Origin of the sequence: Polynucleobacter sp. AP-Melu-500A-A1, from assembly GCF_018882125.1 — a bacterium.
Taxonomy (GTDB): Bacteria; Pseudomonadota; Gammaproteobacteria; order Burkholderiales; family Burkholderiaceae; genus Polynucleobacter.
In genome coordinates, this window is the sequence record NZ_JACVOZ010000001.1 from 383,950 (window position 1) to 404,464 (window position 20,515).

Annotated in this window: 20 protein-coding genes; 12 read left to right on the forward strand and 8 right to left on the reverse strand. The window is 45.3% G+C overall.

The window, feature by feature from the left end; genetic code table 11:
• Window positions 1-6: 6 nt before the first annotated feature.
• The 4 genes from trpD to rpe are packed head-to-tail and all read right to left on the reverse strand — an operon-like array spanning window position 7 to window position 3,824.
• Window positions 7-1,032, reverse strand: coding sequence for an anthranilate phosphoribosyltransferase (trpD, locus tag ICN38_RS02125; RefSeq protein ID WP_216254452.1), 1,026 nt, complete (start codon window positions 1,030-1,032; stop codon window positions 7-9).
• 11 nt (window positions 1,033-1,043) lie between these two features.
• Window positions 1,044-1,610: an aminodeoxychorismate/anthranilate synthase component II gene (locus ICN38_RS02130; protein WP_216254454.1), complete on the reverse strand. Its 567-nt coding sequence runs from the start codon at window positions 1,608-1,610 to the stop codon at window positions 1,044-1,046.
• Window positions 1,594-3,099 (reverse strand): anthranilate synthase component I, encoded by a 1,506-nt coding sequence (trpE, locus tag ICN38_RS02135; protein ID WP_216254456.1) that lies wholly within the window; start codon window positions 3,097-3,099, stop codon window positions 1,594-1,596. Before trpE ends, ICN38_RS02130 begins: the two co-directional genes overlap by 17 nt.
• Window positions 3,099-3,824, reverse strand: a complete 726-nt coding sequence (rpe, locus tag ICN38_RS02140) for a ribulose-phosphate 3-epimerase (RefSeq protein WP_216254457.1) — start codon at window positions 3,822-3,824, stop codon at window positions 3,099-3,101. The genes trpE and rpe overlap by 1 nt, the downstream gene beginning before the upstream one ends.
• 49 nt (window positions 3,825-3,873) lie before the next feature.
• On the opposite strand from rpe, the gene apaG reads away from it, so the two are divergent.
• From apaG to ICN38_RS02155, 3 genes are all read left to right on the forward strand, one after another.
• On the forward strand, window positions 3,874-4,248 hold the full coding sequence (gene apaG / locus ICN38_RS02145) for a Co2+/Mg2+ efflux protein ApaG (RefSeq protein WP_028819232.1): 375 nt from the start codon (window positions 3,874-3,876) through the stop codon (window positions 4,246-4,248).
• 86 nt (window positions 4,249-4,334) lie between these two features.
• Complete coding sequence (locus ICN38_RS02150; protein WP_255562670.1) at window positions 4,335-5,516, forward strand: murein transglycosylase A; 1,182 nt, start codon at window positions 4,335-4,337, stop codon at window positions 5,514-5,516.
• 25 nt (window positions 5,517-5,541) lie between these two features.
• On the forward strand, window positions 5,542-6,318 hold the full coding sequence (locus ICN38_RS02155; RefSeq protein ID WP_216254459.1) for an enoyl-CoA hydratase: 777 nt from the start codon (window positions 5,542-5,544) through the stop codon (window positions 6,316-6,318).
• Here the strand turns inward: ICN38_RS02155 and ICN38_RS02160 are convergent.
• Genes ICN38_RS02160 through bioA form a run of 4 tightly spaced genes read right to left on the reverse strand, consistent with a single transcriptional unit; the run spans window position 6,315 to window position 10,861 of the window.
• Window positions 6,315-7,511 (reverse strand): M20 aminoacylase family protein, encoded by a 1,197-nt coding sequence (locus ICN38_RS02160; protein ID WP_216254461.1) that lies wholly within the window; start codon window positions 7,509-7,511, stop codon window positions 6,315-6,317. The genes ICN38_RS02155 and ICN38_RS02160 overlap by 4 nt on opposite strands.
• 58 nt (window positions 7,512-7,569) lie before the next feature.
• The gene (bioD, locus tag ICN38_RS02165) at window positions 7,570-8,289 is read right to left on the reverse strand and encodes a dethiobiotin synthase (protein ID WP_216254466.1); all 720 of its coding nucleotides are present in this window, start codon (window positions 8,287-8,289) and stop codon (window positions 7,570-7,572) included.
• Window positions 8,286-9,491, reverse strand: coding sequence for an 8-amino-7-oxononanoate synthase (locus tag ICN38_RS02170; protein WP_255562671.1), 1,206 nt, complete (start codon window positions 9,489-9,491; stop codon window positions 8,286-8,288). Before ICN38_RS02170 ends, bioD begins: the two co-directional genes overlap by 4 nt.
• A gap of 23 nt (window positions 9,492-9,514) precedes the next feature.
• Complete coding sequence (gene bioA / locus ICN38_RS02175; RefSeq protein ID WP_216254471.1) at window positions 9,515-10,861, reverse strand: adenosylmethionine--8-amino-7-oxononanoate transaminase; 1,347 nt, start codon at window positions 10,859-10,861, stop codon at window positions 9,515-9,517.
• An 89-nt stretch (window positions 10,862-10,950) separates the two neighbouring features.
• Between bioA and bioB the strand changes: the two genes are divergently transcribed.
• The 9 genes from bioB to mraY all read left to right on the forward strand — a co-directional run bounded on the left by bioB (window position 10,951) and on the right by mraY (window position 20,503).
• Complete coding sequence (bioB, locus tag ICN38_RS02180) at window positions 10,951-11,988, forward strand: biotin synthase BioB (RefSeq protein WP_216254473.1); 1,038 nt, start codon at window positions 10,951-10,953, stop codon at window positions 11,986-11,988.
• 11 nt (window positions 11,989-11,999) lie between these two features.
• Window positions 12,000-12,629 (forward strand): 2-polyprenyl-3-methyl-6-methoxy-1,4-benzoquinone monooxygenase, encoded by a 630-nt coding sequence (coq7, locus tag ICN38_RS02185; RefSeq protein WP_216862683.1) that lies wholly within the window; start codon window positions 12,000-12,002, stop codon window positions 12,627-12,629.
• 298 nt (window positions 12,630-12,927) lie between these two features.
• The gene (mraZ, locus tag ICN38_RS02190) at window positions 12,928-13,356 is read left to right on the forward strand and encodes a division/cell wall cluster transcriptional repressor MraZ (protein WP_216254477.1); all 429 of its coding nucleotides are present in this window, start codon (window positions 12,928-12,930) and stop codon (window positions 13,354-13,356) included.
• 12 nt (window positions 13,357-13,368) lie between these two features.
• Window positions 13,369-14,319, forward strand: coding sequence for a 16S rRNA (cytosine(1402)-N(4))-methyltransferase RsmH (gene rsmH, locus ICN38_RS02195; protein ID WP_216254480.1), 951 nt, complete (start codon window positions 13,369-13,371; stop codon window positions 14,317-14,319).
• On the forward strand, window positions 14,316-14,582 hold the full coding sequence (ftsL, locus tag ICN38_RS02200) for a cell division protein FtsL (protein WP_216254483.1): 267 nt from the start codon (window positions 14,316-14,318) through the stop codon (window positions 14,580-14,582). Before rsmH ends, ftsL begins: the two co-directional genes overlap by 4 nt.
• A complete protein-coding gene (locus tag ICN38_RS02205; RefSeq protein ID WP_216254486.1) occupies window positions 14,579-16,348 on the forward strand; it encodes a penicillin-binding protein 2 in 1,770 nt (589 codons plus the stop codon). Before ftsL ends, ICN38_RS02205 begins: the two co-directional genes overlap by 4 nt.
• A gap of 29 nt (window positions 16,349-16,377) precedes the next feature.
• Window positions 16,378-17,895 carry a UDP-N-acetylmuramoyl-L-alanyl-D-glutamate--2,6-diaminopimelate ligase gene (locus ICN38_RS02210; protein ID WP_255562672.1) on the forward strand — a complete coding sequence of 506 codons (1,518 nt, stop codon included), beginning with the start codon at window positions 16,378-16,380 and terminating at the stop codon, window positions 17,893-17,895.
• Window positions 17,895-19,343, forward strand: coding sequence for a UDP-N-acetylmuramoyl-tripeptide--D-alanyl-D-alanine ligase (gene murF / locus ICN38_RS02215; RefSeq protein WP_216254492.1), 1,449 nt, complete (start codon window positions 17,895-17,897; stop codon window positions 19,341-19,343). The genes ICN38_RS02210 and murF overlap by 1 nt, the downstream gene beginning before the upstream one ends.
• Entirely contained in the window at window positions 19,334-20,503 is a 1,170-nt protein-coding gene (gene mraY / locus ICN38_RS02220) for a phospho-N-acetylmuramoyl-pentapeptide-transferase (RefSeq protein ID WP_216254495.1), read from the forward strand. The genes murF and mraY overlap by 10 nt, the downstream gene beginning before the upstream one ends.
• Window positions 20,504-20,515: the final 12 nt, after the last annotated feature.

A 20,515-nucleotide genomic window follows, 5' to 3' on the forward strand; every position in this document is an offset into this window, starting at 1 on the left:
GAATAATTACTTAGATTGAGTTGCAGCAATAAATGTATCAAGTTTTTGACGAGCGGCACCAGAGCTAATTGCATCTTTTGCAAGAGCGATACCGCTTGCGATGTCTTTGGCAACACCTGCAACGTACAGCGTAGCCCCGGCATTGAGACAAACGATGTCACTTGCTGGCCCAGGCTTATTGTCAATAACATCTAAAACAATCCGCTTGGATTCTTCCGCATTGGCTACTTTAAAGCTGCTGCTAAGGGCGGTATTGAGCCCAAAGTCTTTGGGATGGATCTCATATTCACGTACTTCACCGTCTTTGAGCTCACCAACGAGTGTCGGACCTTCAAGGGAAATTTCATCTAAACCATCGAGACCATAGACTACTAGAGCATGTTCCATACCTAGTGCTTGCAGCACCTGCGCTTGAATGCCGACTAAGTCTGCATGAAAAACTCCCATCAGAATACGCTTGGCATCAGCTGGGTTGGTAAGTGGCCCCAAGATATTAAAAATAGTGCGCACACCTAATTGCTTACGAATAGGCACAACGTTCTTCATGGCAGGATGATGGTTCGGTGCAAACATAAACCCAGCACCTACTGTGGAGATGCAGTTAGCTACTTGCTCAGCTGAAAGGGCAAGATTGACCCCTAAGGCCTCTAGAACATCAGCACTGCCTGATTTGCTACTGACGCTGCGATTGCCATGCTTAGCAATCTTGGCACCAGCTGCTGCGGCAACAAACATGGCTGCAGTTGAAATATTAAAGGTATGGGCACCATCGCCGCCAGTGCCTACAACATCAACCAGGTGCGTGCGATCTTCCACATGAACGGAAGTTGCAAATTCCCGCATCACTTGGGCAGCCGCGGCAATTTCGCCAACGGTTTCTTTTTTGGTGCGCAAGGCAACCAAGAGACCTGCTACTAATTCAGGTGACATTTCACCGCTCATGATGAGGCGCATCATTGCCGTCATCTCATCATGAAATAGTTCGCGGTGTTCAATACACCGTTGCAGGGCTTCTTGAGGGGTAATGGACATCGTGCGTTGACTTATGTATTTTGCAAAAAATTCTTGAGTAGAGCGTGACCATGCTCCGACAGAATGGATTCCGGATGAAACTGCACACCCTCTACTGCAAGCTCTCGATGACGTACGGCCATAATTTCTCCATCTGAAGAAGTGGCTGTCACTTCAAGCACTGCAGGTAATGAACTCTTTTCGATCGCGAGGGAGTGATAGCGGGTCACTTTAAATGGATTAGGTAAGTTCTTGAAAACCCCTACGCCAGTGTGATGGATATCATCCGTCTTGCCATGCATGACCTTTTGCGCACGAATAATATTGCCCCCAAAGGCTTCACCAATCGCTTGGTGTCCAAGGCAAACCCCCAGAATAGGAATTTGTCCTGCATAGTGTTTAATGGTCTGAACAGAAATACCTGCTTCTGCCGGACTACAAGGGCCAGGAGAAATACAGATGCGCGCAGGATTAAGCTTGGCAATCTCTTCCACTGCAATTTCATCATTCCGAAATACTTTTACTTCTTCACCCAGTTCAGCAAAATATTGCACGAGGTTATAGGTAAACGAATCGTAGTTATCAATCATGAGGAGCATCAAGACCTCCTTGTACTAAATCAGCTGCAGTGAGGACAGCGCGTGCTTTGGCTTCAGTTTCTTTCCATTCTGCCTTAGGGTCAGAATCTGCAACAACCCCAGCACCAGCCTGAGAGTGAAGCATGCCATCCCGAATTACCCCAGTACGGATAGCAATGGCGACATCCATATCACCTGAGAATGAGAGGTAGCCTACTGCGCCGCCATAAACGCCGCGTTTCACAATTTCCATTTCGTCAATGATTTCCATGGCACGAATCTTGGGCGCCCCAGAGAGAGTACCTGCCGGAAAAGTAGCGCGTAATACATCCATATTGCTCATATTGTCTAAAAGATGTCCTTCTACTGAACTCACAATATGTTGAACATGTGAGTATTTTTCAATCGACATGGAGTCAGTGAGCTTCACTGTGCCAGTTTTGGCAATTCGACCAACGTCATTGCGTGCCAAATCAATCAACATGACGTGCTCAGCTATTTCTTTGGGGTCAGCCAAAAGCTCTTGTGCAAGGCGCTCATCCTCTTCAGGATTTGCTCCGCGAGGACGCGTTCCTGCGAGCGGGCGAATGGTCACAATTTTTTCTGTAGCACGTTTTTCTTGGCGTACCAAAATCTCTGGAGAGGATCCGACAATTTGCATATCCCCAAAATCATAGAAATACATATAAGGCGATGGATTGAGGGAGCGCAAAGCTCTATAGAGCGCCAATGGAGAATCTGTAAAGGATTTGCTGATTCGCTGACCTATGACTACCTGCATGCAATCACCAGCCAAAATATATTCTTTGGTTTTGAGCACCGCACTTTCGAAATCTTCCGCTTTAAATTTGCGGATTAACTCAGTCTTAGCGCTAGGCAATGATGCTGGCATGCTCACTGGCTTGTTCAGGCAAGCTAGTAACTCTTTTAATCTTGCTTGAGTACTCTCAAAGCTGTCAGGCTTACTTGGATCTGCATAAACAATCAAATAAATTTTTCCAGCGACGTTGTCAATCACTGCCAACTCTTCAGTCAACATTAATTGAATATCTGGTACACCCAACTCATCTGGCAAAGTATTTTTGGCGAGACGCGATTCAATATAGCGAACAGTGTCATATCCAAAATAACCAGCGAGACCACCGCAGAAGCGCGGTAAGCCAGCTTCAACCGAAACCTTAAAACGTTTAAAGTAAGCATCTACAAAGTCGAGCGGATTATCAGTATTGGTTTCGACAACTTTGCCATCCGTGATCACTTGATTTATAGGCGCTAAAGGCGTGCCAACAGTTTTTAATATCGTTTTAGCAGGAAGTCCAATAAAGGAGAAGCGTCCGAAACGTTCGCCACCTAAAACAGATTCCAAAAGATAGGTATTGGTTTTACCGAATGCTTGTGTCAGCTTGACATAGAGGGATAAGGGTGTTTCAAGATCAGCGAGCACTTCCTTGACCAAGGGAATGCGATTGAAGCCCTGTTTAGCAAGGGCATTAAATTCTTCGCGCTGCATTACGCTTTACTCAACTTTCCTAATGCTGTTCGCATTGCCTCAATGACAGAGGTGTAACTATCTTGGCCAAAAATGGCTGAGCCAGCAACAAAAGTATCTGCGCCTGCTTGGGCAACTTGGGCAATGTTGTCAACCTTGATACCGCCATCCACTTCAAGTCGAATATGACGCCCAGTTTCTGCTTGGTATTGATCCAAACGTGCACGCACCTGAGTAATTTTATTGAGAGTGCTAGGAATAAAAGACTGACCACCAAAACCAGGGTTGACTGACATTAGTAAAACTAAGTCGAGTAGATCAAGAGTGTGGTCTAGATGATCTAAGGGTGTCGCAGGGTTTAAAACTAATCCTGCTTGACAGCCTTGATCTCGAATAAGGTTGAGCGTCCTATTAACGTGAGGACTTGCTTCTGGATGAAAGCTAATGAGATTGGCTCCGGCTTTAGCAAAGTCCGGAACAATTCGATCAACTGGTTCAATCATGAGATGAACATCAATTACTGCTGGTTTGCCATTTTTTAAGGCATGCGGACGAATTGCCTCACAAACTAAAGGGCCAATAGTGAGGTTGGGCACATAGTGGTTGTCCATCACATCAAAGTGAATCCAGTCAGCCCCAGCCATTAAGACATCTTGGACTTCCTTGCCCAGGCAGGCAAAGTCAGCCGACAAAATAGACGGAGCAATGACAAATTGGGGACTTGATGGTGATTTTTGGCTTTCCATCCCTAGATTCTAGCTTGCAGTTGGCCTTAGGATGGAGCAGAATTCGTGCATGAACCCCCATGAAATCAGCATTACGGTCAAGACCCAGTACCTTCCAGAGCAATCTGACCCAGATAACCGCCAGTTTGCCTTTGCCTATACGGTCACTATTCGCAATACTGGTACCGCCAGTATTCAGCTGATAGCCCGCCATTGGTTCATTACAGACGGGGACAATGAGGTCCAAGAGGTTCGGGGATTGGGGGTAGTGGGTCAGCAGCCCTTATTGCGGACTGGAGAGCAATTTGAGTACACCAGCTGGGCCACATTGCCCACTCCAGCCGGCACAATGCGTGGTGAATACTTTTGTGTGACGGAAGAGGCGCAATTTTTTCAGGCACCCATTCCTGAGTTTGCCTTAGTGATGCCTCGCACCTTGCATTAAAACGCTATTTTTTGCCTTTACCTGTCCACAGGACGATAAATAACAAAAGTCCTAATGCAATGGCGCCTTCAAGGACAAAGAGCAGCATGGGGTATTCATCGAGTAAATTGGCAATCATGTTTTCAATATTTAAATTTATACCGCTGGTAATAAAACAAACTTTAGCAACCAGTGTATTCGCTATCCTCACTGGAAGTTTGATAGCGGGTTGTTCAACTCCTCCTACTCGTGGCACCGGTAGCCGTTCTAGCTCAGGTGCGGTCCCAAGTAATTACAGTTCTCCCATAGCTAGTTTTAGCGCCGTTTCCTGGAGTGCGCTCCCCGGATGGCGGGATGATGATTTATCACAGGCTTGGCCTGCATGGTTAAGAAGTTGCGAAGCATTACGCAAGCGCAATAGCGAAATGAATTGGCGCCAGGTTTGCTCACAAGTTGCGGGTGTTTCTACAAGGGACTCTCAGGCTATTCGTCAATATTTTGAAGATCACTTTCAGGCTTATGAAATTCGTAATAGTGCAGGCAGTGAAACAGGTCTAGTAACCGGGTATTACGAACCCGTCATGAACGGTTCACAAACTCGCACCAGCGTTTATAGCGTACCCTTATATGCCTACCCGAACGCATGGCGGCAGACAAGACCTAATCCAGGCCCGAGTCGTGCTGACTTGATGGCCTCAGGAGTATTGAAGGGAACTGAGATTGCTTGGGTGCAAGATCCAGTTGCAGCAGCCTTTATGCAAATACAAGGATCAGGAAAAATACGTTTACCAGATGGACGGGTATTACGCCTAGGTTATGCGGGCACCAATGAGCAGCCATTTAAATCGTTTGCACAATGGCTGCTCGATAGAAAAGAAATTACTCGAAGCGAAGCAACCATGCAAGGTATTTCACAATGGGCGAAACGTAATCCCGATCGTGTGAATGAAATGCTCAATGCGAATCCGCGCTTTATATTTTTTAAAGAACTTCCTGGAAATGTGAGTGCTGATCTAGGCCCTACGGGCGCCTTAAATGTGCCCTTAACTACCGAGCGTAGTATTGCAATCGATTTACAGGCGATGCCTCTAGGAGCACCCGTATTTTTGGCAACTACCAAACCGCTCAGTGACCAAGCCTTACAAAAATTAGTGATGGCCCAAGACACTGGGAAAGCGATTGTGGGAGGCGTAAGAGCAGACTACTATTGGGGTTCAGGGGACGCTGCTGGAGAAATGGCAGGGCGCATGAAACAAAATGGCAAGATGTGGGTATTGTTACCTCGCTAATTGAATACACCTTAGAAAGAGAGCTATGAGCTACAAAACTATTTTGACTGATCTGGATGGCAAGGTTGCCACCATTACCCTAAATCGTCCTGAGGTACTCAATGCGCTAAACGATGAGCTGATGAATGAATTGGGTGCCGCCCTATTGGGTTTTGATGCTGATGACAATATCGGCTGCATCATCATTACTGGAAGCGAAAAAGCATTTGCTGCCGGTGCAGATATCGCTTCGATGGCGAAGTATGGATTTAAAGATGTCTACCGCGACGATTTCATTTCTCGTAACTGGGAAGAGATGAAGAAGGTACGCAAGCCAGTCATTGCAGCCGTCTCTGGCTATGCCCTTGGCGGTGGTTGTGAATTGGCCATGATGTGCGACACGATTATGGCTGCTGATAATGCCAAGTTTGCACAACCAGAAGTAAAGTTAGGAATTATTCCGGGCGCAGGCGGAACGCAACGTTTACCACGCGCAGTATCGAAAGCAAAAGCCATGGACCTTGCTTTGACTGGTCGCATGATGGATGCAGCAGAGGCAGAGCGCGCTGGTTTAGTGGCACGTATTTTCCCGCAAGCGGATTTATTAAAAGAAGTAAAAGCGATCGCCAAGGGAATTGCTGACATGCCTTTACTCACAGCGATGATGGTGAAAGAAGCGATCAACACAGCTTACGAAACAACGCTCTCAGAAGGTATACATTTTGAGCGTCGTTTGTTTCATGCTTGCTTTGCAACTAACGATCAAAAAGAAGGTATGGCGGCGTTTATGGAAAAACGCCCAGCCAAATTTACGAACTCTTAATTTTGCTCTAGGTAGCGTTGTGCTAGCTTGACCCAGTAGCTGACGCCTACGGGAATAAGCGCATCGTTAAAGTCATAAGAGGGGTTATGGAGGTGGCATGGCCCCATACCATGGCCTACCGAGCGATGATCACCATCACCATTGCCTAAGAATACATAGCAACCAGGCTTCTCTAACAAGAAGAATGCAAAATCTTCTGCACCCATGGTTGGATCAATCGAACTGTTGACGTTTTGGGGACCAACAATTTCACCCATCACTTCAGCAGCAAAAGCAACTTCTTTATCATGATTGATTAATGGCGGATAACTTCTTCTGAACTCAATCTCAGCTTGACAATCGAATGCGCCAGCTACGCTGTGTGATATTTCTCGAAGGCGTTGCTCAATCAGATCTAAGACTTCTAATGTAAAAGTGCGAACCGTACCGCCAATAAAAGCGCTATCTGGAATGACGTTACTTGTTTCGCCTGCATGAAATTGCGTAATGGACAATACCGCTGCATCGATCGGGCGCTTATTGCGCGTAATGATGCTTTGCAGTGCCTGGACTACTTGCACTCCAGTAAGTACGGGATCTGCACTGTTATGCGGTAAGGCAGCATGACCACCTCTACCTTTAATCGTAATTTCAAAAGCATTACTGGAAGCCATCATCGGTCCAGCGGTAACGCCAAAGCTACCTTCGGCTAAACCAGGCCAATTATGTAAACCAAAAACGGCATCACATGGAAATTCTTTAAAGAGACCATCTTTAATCATTTCTTTTGCACCAGCGCCACCTTCTTCAGCTGGCTGGAAAATAAAAATGACTGTACCTTTGAAATCCCGATGGTTGGATAAATATTGAGCGGCTCCCAACAACATTGCTGTGTGTCCATCATGGCCACAGGCATGCATCTTTCCTGGGTTGCGAGAAGTGTGTTCAAAAGTGTTGTGCTCTTGAAGTGGCAAAGCATCCATGTCAGCCCTCAGACCAATCATTTTTCCTGGACCAAGATCGCCATCCAAGCGCCCAACTACCCCCGTCTTGGCCATGCCGCGGAAAACTGAAATACCCCAACTAGAGAGTGCTTCAGCAACCAGGTCAGAAGTACGGTTTTCTTCAAAACGCAACTCGGGATGAGCGTGTATATTGCGTCGGATGTCTTGAATCGCTTCTGATGAATCGATGATTTCTGGAAGTAAATGCATGCCTTTATCTTATCCGAAAATGGATTGAGAGGCGCCTTGAAGGTTATCTAATAGGCGTTTAAGGCGTAGGCAGTCTAAGGTGCTGCGCAGCAAATGAGAGCGCTTCGATAGAATATGGTGCATTCACTGGTTTTTGGAGCGATTCTGGCAGAGTAGGAATACACCCCAAAAAAGGAATGGGTATTTTGGATTTGAGCGTTTGAATATTTTCTTGAAGTAGGGGCATTTCTGTTGATAAGCTATTGGCAATCCAGCCAGCGATCTTTATGTGGCGCGATTTAATGGCCTCATAAGTAAGAAGGGCATGATTAATACAACCTAATCTCATACCTACAACGATGATGATTGGTAGATCCAAGTTTTGCGCCAAATCATCAAGACCTTCTTGCGCATTGAGTGGAACTAAAAAGCCACCAGCACCTTCAACAATAACAACGTCGCCATGCTTGCAAACCTCTTGATAAGATTTGGTAATGGTTTCAAGACTTAAGTGCAGCTGCTGTTTTTCAGCTGCAAGATGGGGAGCTGCGGCCATATTTAGTAGATAAGGACAAAGATCTAATTTGTCATGCTCTAGATTTGAAGCAATGCGTAAGGTTTCGACATCTTCATTAAGACACCTGCCTTGGACATCTTGGTAGCATCCAGCTGCTACAGGTTTAAAGCCTAAGGCTCTCATTCCTGCTGCACGCAGCTTCAAAATCAGAGCGCCAGATACTAAAGTTTTACCAACTTCAGTATCTGTACCAGTAACAAAATATCCTTTAACTAAACTCATGATGCGCTTGTCATTGCTTCTTGCTCAATCGTCTTTAGGGTACGAATCAGTTGACGCAAATCATCAGCGCTATGGGTGGCTGAGAAGGTAATGCGTAAGCGTGCACTTCCTGCTGGTACTGTAGGCGGACGAATTGCCGGAATCCAGTATCCAGCCTTATCCAGCAAGCTTGATGCGAATAGAGCATTGGCATTACTACCCAAAATAACGGGCTGAATTGGTGTGCAAGAAGATGTTTTTTGCCATTGAGAAAAAATCATTTCTTCATGCCAAATATCAATGAGTTGGGCTAGCTGTGCACGGCGCCGTCTACCCTCTTCGCCTTCGATCATCTCAAGACTTTTGAGAAGTGCGTGGGCAATCGCTGGAGGTGTAGCTGTGCTGTAGATATAAGGCCGACCTTTTTGAATAAGCCACTCAATAAAAAATTCTTGTGCACAAATAAAGGCGCCGCTGATGCCTGCTGCTTTGCCAAGAGTACCAATGTAAACAATCCGATCAGAGTTCAGCTTTTCTTGTTCCAAAATACCATGGCCTTGTTCTCCTAAAACACCAAAGCCATGAGCATCATCAATCAATAACAGCGCATCAAATTCTTCAGCAATTTTTAATAATGCTGGTACTGGTGCAATATCACCATCCATGCTAAAAACACCATCAGTCACAATGATCTTTAAAGGCCTTGAGTCTTTTTGAAGATCTGCCCTTAAAGAATCTAGTTGCTGGTGATCAAACAGCGTAATGGAAGCTTTGTTTTGAGCGCTCGCTAAGCGAACCCCGTCGATGAGGGATGCATGATTTAGTTTGGCAGAATAAATACTTGCCTCTCCTGCTTGCCCCAGTCTTACAAGACCAGTAATTGCTGTGAGATTGGCTAGATAGCCTGTACTAAAAAATAATGCGCGTGCTTTAGGGATATGGTGACTCTGAAACGCTGCCAACTTTTTTTCTAATGACTCATGGGCAATGTTATGACCACTGATTAAGTGGGAGGCGCCACTTCCTGCGCCATATAGATGTGCACCCTCAGACAGTGCGCTGATTAGACCCGGGTGATTGGCAAAGCCCAGATAGTCATTACTGCAAAAAGCAGTTAATTCTCGTCCGTTGACTGTTGTCTTGATATCGCAAGCTGTGTCAGTGATACGTAACTTACGCCTCAGTAATTGCATGTCTAAATCTGCAATTTGTTTTTCTGCCATGCTCAAAGCATTAAACGAATGCGTCATGACAAAACTTGTTCGAGTGCTATGGCAACATTTTTACCCATTTGCATTACTTCATCTGTGCTGAGGATATAAGGCGGCATAACGTAGATGGTATTACCGATCGGTCTAATTAATAAACCTTGATCAATGCATGCAGAAAACATATGGCGCGCAAAAGTTTTAGGATATTTTAGGAAACTTGCTTTTATATCAAAAGCCAAAATCATGCCTTGCTGGCGCCAATGTTCAATGCGCTCATCCCCTTTAGCCCACGCAAAAGCATTTGCTAAATCAGCAGATCGCACTTGATTTTTTTCTAATACTTTTTCAGTTTCAAATATCTCAAGACAGGCAAGCGCAGCGGCACACGCTAGTGGGTTGCCGGTATAAGAGTGGGAGTGTAAAAATCCCTGTTTTGTTTCTTCGCTATAAAATGCCTGATAGATTTTTTCCGTTGTAAGGCATAGGGAAAGCGGCAGATACCCACCACTAATTCCTTTGGAAAGCGTCAGGAAGTCAGGCCAAATCTGAGCCTGCTCGCAAGCGAAAAATGTGCCGGTACGTCCGCAACCTACTGCGATCTCATCTGCAATTAAGTGAATACTGAAGCGATTACAGAGCGCCCGTACTAAGCGAAGATATTCTGGTGAATACATTGCCATCTGTCCTGCACATTGCACCAGAGGCTCAACAATGATGGCAGCAATATTTTCATGTTCTTTTGTAAAAAGAATTTCTAACTCTGCTGCGGCTTGTTTAGCAATATCTTCTGCAGACTCTCCCGATTTGGCTTTGCGAGCATCTGGAGATGAAACAGTAAAGACATCTTGTAAGAGAGAGCCATAGGCCTCACGAAAAATAGCAACATCGGTAACGGCCAATGCACCAAGTGTTTCACCGTGGTAGCCATTTTGAAGGCAAACGAATTTTTTCTTTTGAGGCTTTTGATTGAGCATCCAATAGTGATGACTCATCTTGAGCGCAATCTCTACTGCAGAGGCGCCGTCTGAAGCATAAAAAACGTGACCTAAATTGCCATGTGTCAGCGCTGATAATTTTTCCGAAAGTTCAACTACTGGCTGGTGGGTGAATCCAGCGAGCATCACGTGTTCAATTTTTTCTAGTTGCTTAGTGATGGCTAGATTGATGCGAGGATTGGCATGGCCAAATAAGTTTGTCCACCATGAACTAATGCAATCAAGTAGGGCATTACCATTTTCGTCATAAAGCCAAGGCCCTTTTCCGCTAGCAATGGCAACCAATGGAAAAGATTCGTGCTGCTTCATCTGGGTGCAAGGGTGCCAAACAGCAGCCAAACTGCGATCAACGAGCGATGATTGATTTAGATCGGAAATAAGCTTCATGTTTGGTATTTGACCACTAGTTTTTACTAAATTAGGCCTGTATCTGTTATGTTTATGGCTTGAATTGACCTATTTTCTGGAATTTACCCATGCTGGATACCCAAGCCTTAGAAAAACCCCTCACTCTAGTGAAGTCTCAAGCGAATGTACGTAAAGAGGTGGATGCATCTGGAGCATGGTCAGTTGCACAAATAGAAGCCCTATTCAATCTCCCTTTTAATGAATTGATGCTCAAAGCCCAGGAGACCCATAAGGCTTATTTTCCTGAGGGCGATGTGGAGCTGGCTACTTTGTTATCCATCAAGACTGGCGGGTGTCCAGAGGATTGTGGCTATTGCCCACAAGCGGCCCGTTATGACACAGATGTCAAAGCGCAAAAATTGATGGGCTTAGAGGAGGTGCTTGAGGCCGCTAAAGCTGCTAAGGCCGCTGGTTCAAACCGCTTTTGTATGGGGGCTGCTTGGCGCGAGCCCAAGGATCGTGACATTGAGAAGGTTGCTGCCATGATCAAAGGTGTAAAAGCCCTGGGGCTGGAGACATGCGCCACCTTGGGGATGTTAGAGGCTGAGCAGGCTGTGGCATTGCAAGAAGCTGGTTTAGATTTTTATAACCACAACCTAGATACCAGCGAAGACTTTTATCGCTCTGTAATTTCTACTCGTGGCTATCAGGAGCGTTTGGACACAATCTCCAATGTTCGTGCTGCAGGTATGTCTGTTTGCTGCGGCGGTATTGTAGGTATGGGCGAATCTCGTGAACAACGCGCTGCCTTTTTAGCCCGTTTGGCTAATTTGAGCCCTTATCCGGAGTCCGTTCCTATTAACCACTTAGTACCGGTTGCCGGCACACCTTTGGCCGATCAAAAACCTTTGGATCCACTAGAGTTTGTAAGAACTATTGCAGTTGCGCGGATTACTATGCCTAAAGCGCGAGTGCGTTTATCTGCCGGGCGTCAGGAATTAGGACGCGCAGTTCAGGCAATGTGCTTTTTGGCGGGCGCCAACTCAATTTTTTATGGTGAGCAACTACTCACTACCGGTAATCCTGAGGCGGAACAAGACCGCGCGCTCTTGGCTGAACTTGGTTTAAAAACCAAACAAAGTTGTAAGGCCGAGGTTTTGGTCTAATTTTTATGTCTATGTCCCCAATAGATCGCCTAGTTATTGAGTTTGATACAGCATTACGTTCAGTGCTTGGTGGCGCTCATGCTCAACGCACCATCCCCGGTTCTGAGATCAATTCAAATTCAGTTTTGGATACCCAAGAGCGTAAGCATGCTGCTGGTTTAATGCGCGTGAATCATGTGGGCGAAGTTTGTGCACAGGCGCTCTATCAATCCCAAAAATTAGTGGCCCGAAATCCGCAAATTCAGGAGATGTTAAGTCACTCAGGGCAAGAAGAAATGGATCATCTTGCATGGTGTGAAACGCGCCTTCAGGAACTTGGTTCCCACACAAGCTATCTCAATCCTTTTTGGTATGCTGGTTCCTTTGCGATCGGCTTGGCAGCTGGCTTAGCGGGCGATAAGTGGAGTTTAGGTTTTGTTGCCGAGACCGAAAAGCAAGTTGAAAATCATCTTGAGAGTCATCTTGAAAAATTACCTCAAGAAGATCAACGCTCACGCGCAATTGTTGAACAAATGCGAATTGATGAAATGGAGCATGGACAAGCGGCATTACTAGCAGGCGGAGTAGCGCTACCAAAGCCAGTTCAAAAAATGATGCAATTAATGTCCAAAGTGATGACTAAAACAGCATACAAAATTTAAACGCCAAAATAGCTAATCAAAAATCAATTTACTATTTATTTAGATATATTTTTATTAACAGAACTGTTTTTAAACACAGTATATTTATACATTATCTAGCTCTATAGCTAAGATCTATTCTTAAGTATATTTTCCAAGCCCTTGTTTTAAGTGACTTTTTTAATATCATCATTTTGTGAACACATGGCGCTAAGTGTTTGTAAACGCTAGAGAATTTCCTAAAAAATGCCCAAAAACACTTGACCCCCCATTAACGATCCTCTAAAGTGGGAGGAAGTGTGAAAAAGTGGGGTAATTGGTGTTTCAAGGTGCGTCAGCTCTCAATTTAGATGCAAAAGGCCGGATGTCTGTTCCAGCCAAGCATCGTGACGCCTTGTTAGTTCAAGGTGAGGGCCGTATCACGCTGACAAAACACCCCGATGGTTGTTTGCTGCTCTTTCCAAGACCTGAATGGGAGACTTTCAGATCTAGAGTTGCCCAATTACCAATGGATGCGCATTGGTGGCGCAGAATTTTTCTTGGTAATGCTGCTGAGCTTGATTTGGATACTGCTGGTCGTATTTTGGTGAGCCCTGAATTACGTACAGCTGCAGGTATCGAAAAAGAAGTCATTCTGCTGGGCATGGGTAGTCATTTGGAACTGTGGGATGCGGCAACATACGCTGCAAAAGAACAGGCTGCGATTGCACAAGGCATGCCTGAAGCACTAAAGCAATTTAATTTTTGATGACAGGGTGCCATGAACATAACTCATCGCCCAGTGTTACTGGCCGAGGCGGTGACGGCGCTAATCAGCGGGCCACTCCTTCAAAAACCAGATACGGCAAAAAATATTTTGCTAATCGATGGAACATTTGGACGCGGTGGTCATACTCAAGCCTTACTAAAGCAATTGCCAGCATCAGCGCAGATGATTTCCTTCGACAAGGATTTGGATGCGATTGCAGTAGCTCAGCAGATCAACGATCCACGTCTGAAAATCGTGCACGACAGTTTTGCGCAAATGGATCAGTACGCAGAGCCAGCGACAGTCGATGGAATTTTATTGGATCTAGGAATCAGTTCGCCTCAGGTAGACGTGGCACATCGCGGTTTTTCATTTCGTCGCGAAGGTCCGCTCGATATGCGTATGAACACGGATCATGGCTTAACGGCTGCACAGTGGTTAGAGCAAGCATCGCCAGAGGAAATCACCTACGTGATTAAGACTTACGGAGAAGAGCGTTTTGCATTTCAAATTGCGAAGGCTATTGTGGTCAAGCGTGAAGAAGGTTTGTCACCACAAACTACGACTCAACTTGCTAGTCTAGTGGCCAGCGTAGTGCGAACACGTGAAGCTGGACAAGATCCAGCTACTAGAACTTTTCAAGCATTACGAATTTTTATCAATCGCGAGTTAGAAGATTTGGAGCTAGGTTTGAAAGCTGCTCTACGATTGTTAAAACCAGGTGCTAGATTAGCGGTAATTAGTTTTCACTCCCTAGAAGACCGTATCGTGAAGCAATTTTTACAAGCCCATTCCAAGGTAGATGTGCCTCGAGGCTTACCGGTGCGTGAAAAAGATTTGCCACAAAGCGCCTTAGAAATCATCGGGCGCGTTAAACCCAGTGATGCAGAGGTCATGGAAAATCCTCGTGCTCGCTCAGCAATCATGCGCATAGCAGAAAAGCGCATGGAGGTGGATGCATGAATCGCGCCACGCTAACTTTACTTGCCTTGTTATTAATTTGCGCGCTCTCACTAGTAGCTGCTCAGCAACGGGCACGTAAATTATTCCTTGCTCAGGAGCAGGCCCAAATTGAAGAGCGAAAGTTAAATCAAGAATGGCTACGTTTGGAATATGAGCAGCGCAACCTTTCTAAGTCTGCACGGATTCGTGATGTAGCACGCAATCAACTACGTATGTCACCGATTTCTCCTGAACGTACTTTGTACTTGAGAGAGGTCAAATGAGACCCGTAGGATTTTCGACATCCCCTAATTTAGTTTTGCGTCTGCCAATGTGGCGGTCGCGCTTAATGCTATTCCTCTTATTCTTTGTCTTTATGTTGCTACTGATCCGCGCCTTTTGGATTCAGGGTCCAGGAAATGCATTTTATGAAGCTAAAGGCATACGGGGTACTCAGCGTGAATTAGAGCTACCCGCTAGCCGTGGAAAAATTTTGGATCGTAATGGTCAGGTCATTGCTACCAGTTTGGAAGCAAAGTCTGTGATTGCCTATAACGATACGGTGCCAGATGATCTATCTGCCGAGAAAGTAAAAAGCTTGGCCAATCTCTTGCAGATTAGTGAATCAGAGTTGCGTAAGAAACTCAAAGAAGAGCGTAAGCAAATTTTCTTAAAGCGTCAGGTCGATCCGGCAGTTGCACAACAAATAAAACTATTAGAAATTCCAGGCATTGGTTTAAATAATGAATATCGTCGCTTTTACCCAGAAGGGGAGGCGATGGCTCACGTCGTTGGTTTTACTAACGTAAACGATAAGGGTCAGGAGGGCATGGAGCTTTCCAGAGAGAAAGAGCTTGCCGGCCATCCAGGGCAAAGAAGGGTAGTAGTAGATCGTCTTGGCCGAGTAGTAGAGGAGATGGCGATTTTGCAGCTGCCACAAAACGGTAAAGACTTAAATTTATCGATAGATAGCAAGATTCAATTTCTTGCCTATAACGCTGTGAAGAATGCAGTTGAGCAACATCATGCAAAAGCTGGTGGTGCTGTAGTGCTTGATACGCAGACTGGTGAAATCTTAGCGTTAGCAAATTACCCCAGCTACAACCCAAATGATCGTAAATATTTAACGGGCGAACAATTACGTAATCGTGTCTTGACAGATACCTTTGAGCCAGGCTCAACAATGAAGCCATTTACGGTTTCATTGGCCCTGGAAAAAGGTCAAGTGCAACCAAACACGCAAATGGTTATTGGAGCGAAATATTTAATAGGACCTAAGCCCATTACCGATACCCATCCTTATGGAGTCCTCACTGTTGCACAAATTATTCAGAAGTCTAGCAATATTGGTACAGCCAAGTTGGCAATGAATACCAGTCCTCAAGAAATGTGGGAACTCTATACAGCAGCCGGTTTTGGCCAGGTTCCAAAGATTGGTTTCCCTGGCGCAGTTTCTGGCACATTGCATCCTTATAAAAAATGGGTCCCGACTGATCAAGCGCGTATTGCATTTGGTTATGGTGTTTCCGCTTCACTATTTCAGCTAGCACGTGCCTATACGATCTTTGCACGTGATGGTGAGTTAGTGCCATTGACGATTGAGCGTAGTCCAGAATTAAAAGCAGGTACACCAGTCATTTCTGCTAAGACAGCTATTGAGATGCGTAACATGCTTGAGACAGTGACCGAGCCAGGCGGAACTGCAATTAAGGCGCAAGCTGAAGGCTTTCGCGTTGGCGGAAAAACAGGTACAGCACACAAATTGGTAGGTAAGGCATACGGCAATAGATACCGGGCTTATTTTGCTGGCTTAGCACCAATAAGTGCTCCTCGAATAGTTGTTGCAGTGATGATTGATGAGCCAACTGGTGGTAGCCATTACGGCGGTGACGTTGCAGCACCAGTCTTTTCTACTATTGTTAGTGAAACCCTTCACACTTTGAATGTGCTGCCTGATTCCAAAGTTAAGCAAATGGTATTGCAAGATAAAACGCCAGAAGAGATTCGCACAGCAAATGTACAAACCCAGCATGTGGTTCTGAAAAGATGAGGGTGGCATTGAATATAGAGCCCAATCACTTGATTGAAAACATACAAAGCCTAGTGGATATATCTGCTAAGGTGTGCGCAGATAGTCGTCAGATTCGGTCTGGCGACATCTTTTTTGCATACCCAGTGGGTCATGGCAACGCCCTGCGTGATGGCCGCCAATATATTGATGCGGCCTTAGCAAATGGTGCGGCACTTGTGGTCTTTGACCCAGCAGGTGCTGATGATCAATATTTGAGTCACCCTCAGTGTGTTGCCGTGGAGAATCTTGCTGCAAATGCTGGGGAACTTTGCGCGCAATGGTACGGCTATCCTAGCAAGCAATTACAAATCATTGGGGTTACTGGAACCAATGGAAAGACTAGTATTACTCAGTGGTTGGCAGGAGCGCTAGATAGCGCAGGTCATCGGACTGCGGTATTGGGAACTTTGGGATCTGGTTTTGTCGGAAGTCTTGTCCAGACTGGCTACACCACACCCGATGCGCCGCGTTTACAAACGCAATTACAAGAGTTACTTGATGCGGGGGCTAAACAGCTGGTCATGGAGGCTTCCTCACACGCTCTTGAGCAAGGCCGCATTGCTGGCATTGACTTTAATTGCGCAGTGTTTACCAATCTCACCCAAGATCATTTGGATTACCACGGTACTATGGCCGCTTATGCAGATGCGAAAGCCAAGTTATTTCAGATGGCAGGTCTTGAGCACGCGGTAATTAATTTTGATGATGCCTTTGGACGTGAATTAGCCATGAAGCTTTTGGCAAAGGGTGCCGTCAAAGTCTGGGCATATGCTTTAGGCAAAGAGTCTTTAAGTGGTTTTGAAAAATTTGGTAACCAACTAGAACGTGTGTATGCAAATAATTACGTTCTCAATGGTATTGCCTATGATGCGCAATTTATTCACGAGGGTGTAAGTTCCAATACTCTCCATATCCCTGTGGTTGGGGAATTTAATTTAAGTAATGCCTTAGCAGTATGGGCAGTTCTTCTTACGCAGGGGTTAAGTCCTGATGAGGCAAGCAAAAAAATTACACAGCTTCGTCCTGTTCCGGGGCGGATGGAATTAATACCATTGGGTAAGAATCCTAAAGCTGATGGCTTATTAGTCATTGTTGACTATGCACATACACCAGATGCTTTGCAAAAAACCCTGCAAGCGATTCGTCCAATTGCAGAACAGCGCCATGGAAAAATTTGGTGTGTTTTTGGCTGTGGAGGTGATCGTGATATTGGTAAGCGCCCTCAAATGGGTACGGTTGCCCAGAAGCTAGCTAATCACATCATCATTACCAGTGACAATCCTCGCTCAGAGGATCCGCAAGCAATCATGAAGATGATTAAGTCGGGCACTACTGATCGTGCTAACAATATTCAAATGATTGCAGATCGCGCTGCTGCCATTATGGCTGCGGTTCGTCATGCAGAACCGCAAGATATTGTTTTGGTAGCTGGCAAAGGTCATGAAACTTCGCAAGAAATTAATGGCAAAAAATTTGATTTTTCTGATCACGAGCATATTCTCTTGGCAGCCGGGGGAGTAGTCTGATGTCAGTAATGACAACACTCTCTTCGCTACAGGCAATGTTGCCTGGAAGTACGCTAGTGAATAGCTCAGAACTTGCTGCTCAGCAAATCAATATTTCAAGAGTTGGCACAGATAGTCGCCAAATTGAAAAAGATGAATTATTTGTTGCACTAACAGGGGAGCGTTTTGATGCGCATGACTTTTTGTCAGGCCTGATGAAAGCGGGTGCAGGTGCTGCACTCATTAGTGATCAAGATAAGTGCCCTAAGGATTTAGCTGCGATTTGTGTGCCCGATACCAGAGTTGGGTTGGGAGCTTTAGCCGCCGCTTGGCGAACAAAACATCCCATTCCTTTAGCTTTGGTAACTGGTAGTAATGGCAAGACCACTGTAAAAGAAATGATTGCCTCTATTTTTAGGGCAGCCGTTGGCGAAGATTGCACCCTGGTTACAAAAGGTAATCTAAATAATGACATTGGCTTGCCATTAACATTATTAAAGTTACGCTCGACCGATCAACTTGCGGTAGTGGAATTGGGAATGAATCATCCCGGTGAGACAGCTATATTGGCTGCAATTGCCCAGGCCAATATTGCATTAATTAATAATGCACAGCGTGAACATCAAGAATTCATGGCTACTGTTGCCGCTGTCGCTGAAGAGCATTCAGCAGCGATTAAAGCTTTGCCATTAAATGGCATTGCAGTTTTCCCTGCAGACTCAGAATTTGCTAATGTATGGCGCGAAGCTGCTGCTGGCCGCAAGATCATGGACTTCGTATTGCAATCAGGATCCGCAAGTGATCGAGCTTCTGTCACGGGGCGCCTTTTGAATAATGGTCGTGTACAGGTGCAAACTGAGCAAGGTACTATCGAGATTCAGCTAAAGACATTGGGTAGTCATAACGTGCGAAATGCTTTGGCAGCAAGTGCTGTAGCACTTGCGGCAGGGGTAAGTCTTGAAAAAATTCAGCAAGGTCTTGAGGCTTTCGCGCCAGTGAATGGCCGTATGCAAGTCAAGCCCATGGACTCCAATCACACCTTAATTGATGATAGCTACAACGCTAATCCTGATTCGGTGAGGGCAGCCATTGATGCCTTGAAGTTAGCAGGCAATAGCTCTTGGTTAATTCTAGGTGATATGGGTGAAGTGGGTAATCAAGGTCCTGAGTTTCATCGTGAAGTAGGGGCATACGCTGCTTCGCAAGGTGTAGATAGATTATTTGCACTTGGTGAGCAATGTCAATTTGCTATTGCTGGTTTTGAAGATAGCAAAAAAGCACTTTCACTCACTTCTAGCTCTCAGCATTTTGCAGATATAGATTTGCTCATTTCTACATTAAGAAATGATTTGCAGAATCAAGCATTACATAGCAGTAGACATTTGAATATATTGGTAAAAGGTTCTCGTTTTATGCGTATGGAGCGTGTAGTGCAAGCCTTATTAGAGGAGGCTAAAGCATGCTCTTAATCTTGGCGCAGTGGTTACAGGATGATTTTAGATTTTTTCGGGTCTTTAACTACATCACTTTTAGAGCGGTGATGGCAACATTGACCGCTTTATTGATTGGCCTAGCAGCTGGCCCATGGGTTATTCGTAAATTGAGTGAATTGAAGATGGGCCAGGCAGTCCGTTCGGATGGACCTCAAAGCCATTTAGTGAAAACAGGCACACCAACGATGGGCGGTGTACTTATTTTGATTGGAATTTTTGTTTCTTGTATGTTGTGGGCAGACCTGAGCAATCGCTTTATCTGGATTGTGATGATTGTTACTTTTGGCTTTGGACTGATTGGTTGGGTTGATGACTATCGTAAGGTTGCCAATAAAGATCCAAAGGGGATGGCCTCGAGAGAGAAATTTCTTTGGCAAACCTTCATTGGTTTGTTTGCCGCAATCTATTTAGCTTTTTCAGTTTCAGAAGTAAATAACCTCAAAGTATTGCAACTTTTTTATGAATGGTTAAAGAGTGGTTTTGCATTAGATCTTCCTGCTAAAACCAACTTACTCTTACCTTTCATTAAAGAAGTGAGCTATCCATTAGGCATGATGGGGTTCATTATTTTGAGTTACCTGGTTATCGTGGGTAGCAGTAATGCAGTGAATTTGACGGATGGACTTGATGGCTTAGTCATCATGCCAGTCATCTTGGTGGGTGCTGCATTAGGGGCTTTTGCCTATGTAATGGGTAATGCAATTTATGCCAAATATTTATTGTTTCCCTATATCCCAGGGGCTGGTGAACTCATGATCTTTTGTGGTGCTATGGGTGGTGCTGGCTTGGCATTCCTTTGGTACAACACTCACCCTGCGCAAGTATTTATGGGTGATGTAGGAGCGTTGGCTCTAGGGGGAGCCTTGGGAACCATTGCAATCATCGTGCGCCAAGAAATTGTGTTGTTCGTGATGGGCGGTATTTTTGTTGCTGAAACTTTTTCAGTGATGTTGCAAGTGTTCTGGTTTAAGTTCACCAAGAAACGCTATGGTGAAGGCCGTCGTATTTTCCGCATGGCACCTTTGCATCACCATTTTGAATTAGGTGGCTGGAAAGAGACGCAAGTGGTAGTTCGTTTCTGGATCATTACTATCCTTTTAGTCTTAATCGGCTTATCAAGCTTGAAATTACGGTGAGCCAATAATCAA